Origin of the sequence: Pedobacter zeaxanthinifaciens, from assembly GCF_003313335.1 — a bacterium.
In the GTDB taxonomy this organism is placed as follows: domain Bacteria; phylum Bacteroidota; class Bacteroidia; order Sphingobacteriales; family Sphingobacteriaceae; genus Pedobacter; species Pedobacter zeaxanthinifaciens.
On record NZ_QMHP01000010.1, the window covers coordinates 58,555 to 64,896 of the forward strand.

The following is a 6,342-nucleotide window of genomic DNA, read 5'->3' on the forward strand; positions in this document are numbered from 1 at the left end:
AGCTGGCTTAACTTATACGTCGTAATTTGAAAAATTAAGGTTTACAAATTGCCACTTGCCAGCTTTATTTTTTCGCTTAAACTCATAGGTGTAAGCTTTAAAGCTTTGGGCGTAGCTCTCTTTAATCAATCGTAAACCCTCAACCCAACGTGGGTCGTCAAAATCCTTTTCGTAGGTTAACAGCTCCATAACTTTTGCGTATTCCAAATCGCCTTTTTTGTTACGGGTTAAAAAGCCCATTAGAATAGGGTAATATTTAGCCGCTTGTTTTTTTACTGTATCGCTTAAAAATTCTTGCAGTAGCTCAACTGCTTTAGTGGCTCTTTCGTCCCAAACTGGCGTTGTATCACGGCGGCGGGCAATTTGTAACTCGCCATTGCTATGCACAATTGAAAATCCGCCTTTGCTATTGCTTCTAATTTTGCCGTAACTCTCAAGCTCTTGCTTTTGGCTATCCATTATTACGTTCATTTTGTTTTTTAGCCTACCAATAGCCCGAGAAACTTCCAATGCCTCTTCAAACATTTGCTCAATGGTATTATCTCGGTTTTTCTCGTATCTCTTTTTAGCTGCCGTTTCTTTCGCTTTTTCAGATTTTTTACGCTCTTGTAAAGCCTTTTCTAATTGCTCGGTGGTTAATTCTCTTAAATCCATAATTATAATTTGATAAAGTTTATACTTGATAATCTTTCAATCTCGCCGATTTGCTGATTGATAAGGGTGTTTAAATAGGTGTCGGTACTCGTTGGATAATCTTTGAACCAAATACAAAAGCCCCGAGCTTCAAATGTTGCAAGTGTAATGGTGTACTTTGCTTGCGGGCGTTGCTCAAGCTTTTGGCGTAGTTTCAGATAAATACGCTTTAGCATTTCGAGCAATAGCAAATCGGTTAAATCGGTAGTTTGGTATTCTTTTAAAATTGCTTCGAGGGTTCTAAACAGATGCTCCGTTTGCTGTCTGCTTAATCTCATTAAATAGTTCATCAGTTTGTTGTTTAGCGGTGTTAAATAGGTGTTTAAAGTTTGGCTCAAGCCTTATTCTATCGTTGCATATTTCCACTCGGTAATACAAGTTTGAGCGTGAGCGCTTAAATAGTTCTTGTATCTCTTTTGGCGGGTAATCTCTATCGAATAGAATTTTGGTTGCTATAAATGCAGCCTCCAAAGCTTTGGCCTTTTGTGTATCGCTTACCACCTCGTGATAATTGGCGCCCAAGGCTTCGCAGACACGCTCAAGTACGCATTCTATTCTCATAGTATTTTAGCATTGCAGCGAGTTTAGAATTAAAGCTTTCTTCGGTTTCCTTTGCCTCCAAATACGCCGTGTGATGGCGTAAGTAGTCGTTAAAGTTGTCGCTAATATTAGGGGCGTGGTTGGTGTAAAACGCTACGTTAAATTGATGCCATTTGATTTTAAACCAATTCCAATACATCGCTGTATTTAACAGCTTTTTAACGGTATCGTGGCATTGTGCGTTACACTCGGCGAAAGCAATACCAGCTTGTTTAAACAAAGCATCGTAAACGCATTCTTGCAGCCTGTAATTAGCACAAAGCAGGGCTTTATAAATTGCCATTTCTGCTTGCAGCTCTTCAATTTGTGTTAGTTTGGCTTTCATATTTGGTTAGTAGGTTAGGTGGTCAATTACAGTTACTTTTTTATTGAGGGTGTTTTGGCTGATAACTTTTTGTTTAAATGTTATCGTGTTGTTGTGGACACGATAAGCAATTAAATAATTGTGGCGGGGTGTTAATACCATCCACACCAACGAGCTGTTTTCAAACTTGAAAATCTCGCCTCCTTTTAAGTCTTTAGCTGTCATACTTAGTTATGTTTGTGGATTTGGATTAGCTTTTTAACTCGGCGTAGGTCGCTTTTTGCGTCGTTTAAAATCTCGTAAACAGCCTCTTCGTTCTCTATGCCATTGGCTTTAATGATGGCAACCATATCGCTATTGGTAGCCTCTTCAAGAAATACCATATTTGCACCTAATCGGCTGTAAACCTCTGCGTAACCCTTTTTGTTAAGGCGTAAGCCACGGGTTAAGCGGCGTTCCAAATGGTCAGTTGCTTGCGCCACTATGCCGCATTTATTTTCTATGTTATTATAGATTGTTATTACAGAGCAAAATATTTGGTCGTTCACTTTGTCGAACTCGTCAAATATGATTACGGGATTTTTGCAGCTGTTTACTTTGCGGACAATGTCTTGCACCAGCTCGGGAGCTGTAGCGCCGCCGCCATTGATACCCATTGCTTTTAAGGTTTCAATTAAAAAGGTTTTGCGGTTCCAAAACTCGTTGCACTTTACTAGAAACACGTCGTTATTTTGACTTCTGAAATATTCGGCGGTTGCTGTTTTCCCTGCCGCTGGTGGTGCCATAACGATAAAGCAATCTGAATAAGCGGCGGCATGCGTGTAAATCCTGTTCAACTCGGTTAAATTGTCAGTTTCAACAATGTTCCAACCTGCCGTTGGTTCGCTGATTTGCTTTTTTACTGAAATAAAAATTTCGTCGCTTATCTTTTCCCATTTACCGTTGATAATGTTGCTAACCGTTGCAACACTTACGTTTTTTAAGCTTAAAGCCGCTTTGTTTTGGCTGTCAAACTTTGCTACATACTTGCGTAGTTGCTCTCTGATTTGTTCTTTTGCTTCGTTATTCATTGTGTTTAACATTTAAGAGGGTGTTAGAATGTCGGTTCTAATGCCCTTTGTTTTACCATTTGCTACCGTACGCAGCTTTTTTGTTAGTTTTAGTTGGTTCTGTTAGTTGTGATTGGTCAAAGCTTTCTATTGCGCCTGTAATTGCTTTTTCTGCGGTATGGCGTATTTGTTTAATCAATACGCTTCCCTGCAATAAGCTTTCTGCATCAATAGCGGCTCGCTCTAGTAGGGTTCTTCTTTTCTCGGCTTCTTTGGCTGGTACCGCTGCAATGATTTTCTTTTCTTCAATGCGTTGGTGCCATAGTTGGCGGGTTTCTTTGGTGTGGTCGGCAATGCAGCTTGGCGAACGCTCGTATTCGTGGGCAACAAAACGCAATCCCTTACCGTCGGTAACAAGCACTTGGCTCATATCGTAAGGGTCGTAAATCACGTTTACCGCTTTGTTAACATGCTCGGGAAAATAGAAAGCGGGAATGTCGTAAACAAAGCGTCTATCCATCAGCTCCAAGCCAGCAGGTAAAAGCCTATTTTTGCCGCCGTTGCGTGGTTTGTGCAATACCCCAAAAATTTGCAAGTGCTTTTCGGCGCTTATAGCCCTAGCCTTTGATTTTTCGTTGATGCTGTTTAACCACTCTTCTTGACGGCTAACCCCCGTTTTTTGGTTGGGAAGTTTGCGCAACATTTCGATGAATAAAGCAATTTGCTCGGGCGCTTTTTCCTTTGATGGAAAATTGGAACGGTTACGCTCAATCGCTTCGGGGCTTAATCTTTCCTTTGCGGTAATGTTTTGACCTGCGTAGTTGATGAAGCTTTTTAAAGTTTGGTGCCAGTTTACGCCAAATGCTCTTTCGATGTATTTACCTTGCGCTACTTTAGCAGTTGCGGGCGTATAAGTCGCCATACTTTGGTAAAATTGCTCAAGCTCGCCGCCTTTGCTTAAACCCCAACGGTCGGTTTGGATTTGGTGCGGCAAATAATAGCCATTTAACAGTTGTTTAACATGATTTTCGGCATTTCGATAAGCTTCTTTAACAAGCTCAATTGTTACCGTTTCACCAATGGCATAACCTAAAATATAATCGTTATAGGCATCCATTACCACGTACATAACAGGGCGGTAATAGTAATTTTTTTGAACGTAGCCCGTTTTTTTATTTACCTTTTCTTCTACAAAGTACAAGTCTAAAACGTTATCGTCAGAGTTGATAAGTAGAAGCGGCGCACTTGGTCTACTTCTTAAAATTTGCTTGTTAAAACGGTTGTAGTTTTTGGCTTTGCCCTCTCTTTTTTCAGTAATTAAATGCTTGTACTTAGCAGCCCAATAACTAACGGCTCTATCCGTGATTTGCTCGTGATTATTAGCGGTTGCCCACTCGTTATAAGCATTTGCAACTCTTGTATAGTCGTGTTGGTGGTCATGTGCCAGCAATTCCAAAAGAAGAGCCTCGGCGGTTTCGCTGTTCACCTTGCGGCTATTGGTATTGCCAAAGCGAAAAGTTTCAATCAATGCCTCGTAGCCGTTACTTTTGTAACGCTTAATAGCGTCTTTAAGTCGGCGCTCGCTGGCTGGTAATCTAACACCGTCAGATTTTAAAATCATCATTATGCGTTCCCAAAAAACAGCTACCGAAATATTAAGCTGATCTTTAAGCGCTTTTTTGTTCTCGGTTAAGTTGATGATGTTGTTTAACCAAGATGCTGCAATAGCGTACTCTTTAACGTAGTTAGTAACGGGCTTACCTTTTACGTCAAAATCTTGGTCGGGTAACTTTAAGCCATTGGGAAGAGTGTAATCTCTGTAAAATTGCTCGGCTTTCAAGTCTTCAATTAAAAGGGCTTTAATTGGTTGGGTTGTGATGTATTGGTATGGGTCGCCAAACACCTTTTTAACTTCATCTTGATACCTTTTTGGTAAGGTATCGTACTCAATAAGAACACCAGCACCATAGCCGCCACGGCCATGTACTTTAATGCTACCTCTAGCTTTTAAACTGTCGTAGGTTCCTTTAGGTACAATTTGAGCAAACTCATTGTACTCTAAACAAAGGGCATTATTTTGGTTAAATCTCATAATCTAACCATTTTTTTAACCGCTTCGATTAGCGCATTTTCGCCCTCATAAAGTAGATGGTCGGCAGTTTTAACCGCCTCGCTTGCTACCGTTTTCTTTAAACCTCGGTCGCCAGTACGAACCTTTTTAACCAAGCTTTCAGAAACACCCACTACCTCGGCCAATTGTGCCGAGCTTAGCCTTGACCTTTTCAAGACAAATGGATTTTCGTTTTTTTGATTATCTTGCATAATGTGTACGTTTGAGAACACAAACATACAAACGAAAAAGAATTATACAAACGAAAACGTATAAAATTTACAAACACACAAGAATATTTTTACAAAAATGTATCAACGCATATTACAATGGCTTAATTATAAGGGGTTTAAAAACCTAAATCATTTAGCCAAATATTTAGGATATAGCTCTGCGGAAAAGCTTTATCGTTTACAACGTAGCCCCGACGCTAAACCATCCTTTGAAATTATCGAAGATTTGTCTCGTGCGTTTGAAACTTTAAACCTCAATTGGCTTATTAGTGGCGTTGGTCAAATGGAAAATACAAACCAAAAAGAATATTTAGCCCCCGAGGCTGGCCACGCAATTGTTAACGAAACAAAAGAAAATTTACACACAGCCCAAGGGCTAAAACCACAAATTGCAAGTGCAAACGCAAGCCCGACCGCAAGCCCGAGCCTCAATTTTGGCGTTCCTAACGTTGTAACTGTCGATAGCAGCAATAGAGAGAATATTGTATTAGTAAATCAAAAGGCTAGAGCTGGTTATCTTAATGGTTTCGGCGACGTTGAATACGTTAAAACGCTTCCAACGTTCTATTTGCCGCAATTAAAGGCGGGTACCTACCGAGCTTTTGAAGTTGACGGCGAAAGTATGGAGCCAACACTTGAGAATAAAGAAATAGTTATTGGGAGCTGGGTAGAGAGCTTAGCCGATATTAGAGAGGATAGAGTACACATTTTAGTTACTAAAAGCCACGGAATTGTTATTAAAAGGCTGTTAAACGCAGTTAGCAAGTACGGTTACATCGTTGCTAAATCAGACGCTTTCAATTCTAGGAACCAATATAAAAACCTTTTAATCGACCCCGAGGACATTCAAGAGATATGGTACGCACGTATGCACCTTAATGCAAACTTTAGGTCGCCAAGTGAGGTTTACCACCGTTTAAATACATTTGAAGCGGATTTGGAAGAGATTAAAAGAAGATTGGGCGTTTAATTCTGCAAATGCCCGCATAAAAATGGAAGTAATCAAACAAGTTGATGGAAGCAAAACGGAACTAATATGTACAAATGGTTTTTCTCGCTCGTTTGTAAAAGCGGCTTCTTTGCACAAATTTCGCACTTTTTTATAAATCAAAATGGGTCACTTCGTTTTACCCCCGTTAGATCGCTAAGAAAGAAAAAGAATTAGATGTGAAAGGAATTAAAAAGAGTAGCCGACAAACGAACTTACAATCAAGCAATGCCTTTCCTAAGTACGCTAAACGGCCTTTTGGCATCGTGAAGCGCAAGACGATTGTGGCGTAGCATTTGCGAAGGACTTGCAACAACAAGCAAAATGGAGAAGTGAAACGGCTCATTTTGCGCTAAAGAGCCTCA

At 40.2% G+C, this 6,342-nt stretch carries 9 protein-coding genes; 1 reads left to right on the plus strand and 8 read right to left on the minus strand.

What is annotated here, in order from left to right:
- Nucleotides 1-12 precede the first annotated feature (12 nt).
- From DUT68_RS14775 to DUT68_RS14810, 8 genes are read right to left on the minus strand one after another with little or no spacing between them, the layout of a single operon-like run.
- Nucleotides 13-654, minus strand: coding sequence for a DUF3164 family protein (locus tag DUT68_RS14775; protein ID WP_113638989.1), 642 nt, complete (start codon nt 652-654; stop codon nt 13-15).
- Nucleotides 655-656: 2 nt separating this feature from the next.
- Nucleotides 657-983 carry a hypothetical protein gene (locus tag DUT68_RS14780; RefSeq protein WP_198659606.1) on the minus strand — a complete coding sequence of 109 codons (327 nt, stop codon included), beginning with the start codon at nt 981-983 and terminating at the stop codon, nt 657-659.
- Entirely contained in the window at nt 934-1,254 is a 321-nt protein-coding gene (locus DUT68_RS14785; RefSeq protein ID WP_113638991.1) for a hypothetical protein, read from the minus strand. Before DUT68_RS14785 ends, DUT68_RS14780 begins: the two co-directional genes overlap by 50 nt.
- Complete coding sequence (locus tag DUT68_RS14790; protein WP_113638992.1) at nt 1,232-1,618, minus strand: hypothetical protein; 387 nt, start codon at nt 1,616-1,618, stop codon at nt 1,232-1,234. Before DUT68_RS14790 ends, DUT68_RS14785 begins: the two co-directional genes overlap by 23 nt.
- 6 nt (nt 1,619-1,624) lie before the next feature.
- Complete coding sequence (locus DUT68_RS14795) at nt 1,625-1,822, minus strand: hypothetical protein (RefSeq protein WP_113638993.1); 198 nt, start codon at nt 1,820-1,822, stop codon at nt 1,625-1,627.
- Nucleotides 1,823-1,824: 2 nt separating this feature from the next.
- Nucleotides 1,825-2,667, minus strand: a complete 843-nt coding sequence (locus DUT68_RS14800) for an AAA family ATPase (protein ID WP_157960879.1) — start codon at nt 2,665-2,667, stop codon at nt 1,825-1,827.
- 52 nt (nt 2,668-2,719) lie between these two features.
- Complete coding sequence (locus DUT68_RS14805) at nt 2,720-4,738, minus strand: hypothetical protein (RefSeq protein ID WP_113638995.1); 2,019 nt, start codon at nt 4,736-4,738, stop codon at nt 2,720-2,722.
- Complete coding sequence (locus DUT68_RS14810; RefSeq protein ID WP_157960880.1) at nt 4,735-4,968, minus strand: hypothetical protein; 234 nt, start codon at nt 4,966-4,968, stop codon at nt 4,735-4,737. The genes DUT68_RS14805 and DUT68_RS14810 overlap by 4 nt, the downstream gene beginning before the upstream one ends.
- A gap of 97 nt (nt 4,969-5,065) precedes the next feature.
- On the opposite strand from DUT68_RS14810, the gene DUT68_RS14815 reads away from it, so the two are divergent.
- Nucleotides 5,066-5,959: a S24 family peptidase gene (locus tag DUT68_RS14815; RefSeq protein ID WP_113638997.1), complete on the plus strand. Its 894-nt coding sequence runs from the start codon at nt 5,066-5,068 to the stop codon at nt 5,957-5,959.
- The last annotated feature ends 383 nt before the right edge of the window (nt 5,960-6,342 follow it).

Bases quoted from the DNA above. Each gene is read 5' to 3' on its own strand.
- DUT68_RS14775 (WP_113638989.1), bottom strand. From the start codon at position 654: ATGGATTTAAGAGAATTAACCACCGAGCAATTAGAAAAGGCTTTACAA.
- DUT68_RS14780 (WP_198659606.1), bottom strand. From the start codon at position 983: ATGAACTATTTAATGAGATTAAGCAGACAGCAAACGGAGCATCTGTTT.
- DUT68_RS14785 (WP_113638991.1), bottom strand. From the start codon at position 1,254: ATGAGAATAGAATGCGTACTTGAGCGTGTCTGCGAAGCCTTGGGCGCC.
- DUT68_RS14790 (WP_113638992.1), bottom strand. From the start codon at position 1,618: ATGAAAGCCAAACTAACACAAATTGAAGAGCTGCAAGCAGAAATGGCA.
- DUT68_RS14795 (WP_113638993.1), bottom strand. From the start codon at position 1,822: ATGACAGCTAAAGACTTAAAAGGAGGCGAGATTTTCAAGTTTGAAAAC.
- DUT68_RS14800 (WP_157960879.1), bottom strand. From the start codon at position 2,667: ATGAATAACGAAGCAAAAGAACAAATCAGAGAGCAACTACGCAAGTAT.
- DUT68_RS14805 (WP_113638995.1), bottom strand. From the start codon at position 4,738: ATGAGATTTAACCAAAATAATGCCCTTTGTTTAGAGTACAATGAGTTT.
- DUT68_RS14810 (WP_157960880.1), bottom strand. From the start codon at position 4,968: ATGCAAGATAATCAAAAAAACGAAAATCCATTTGTCTTGAAAAGGTCA.
- DUT68_RS14815 (WP_113638997.1), top strand. From the start codon at position 5,066: ATGTATCAACGCATATTACAATGGCTTAATTATAAGGGGTTTAAAAAC.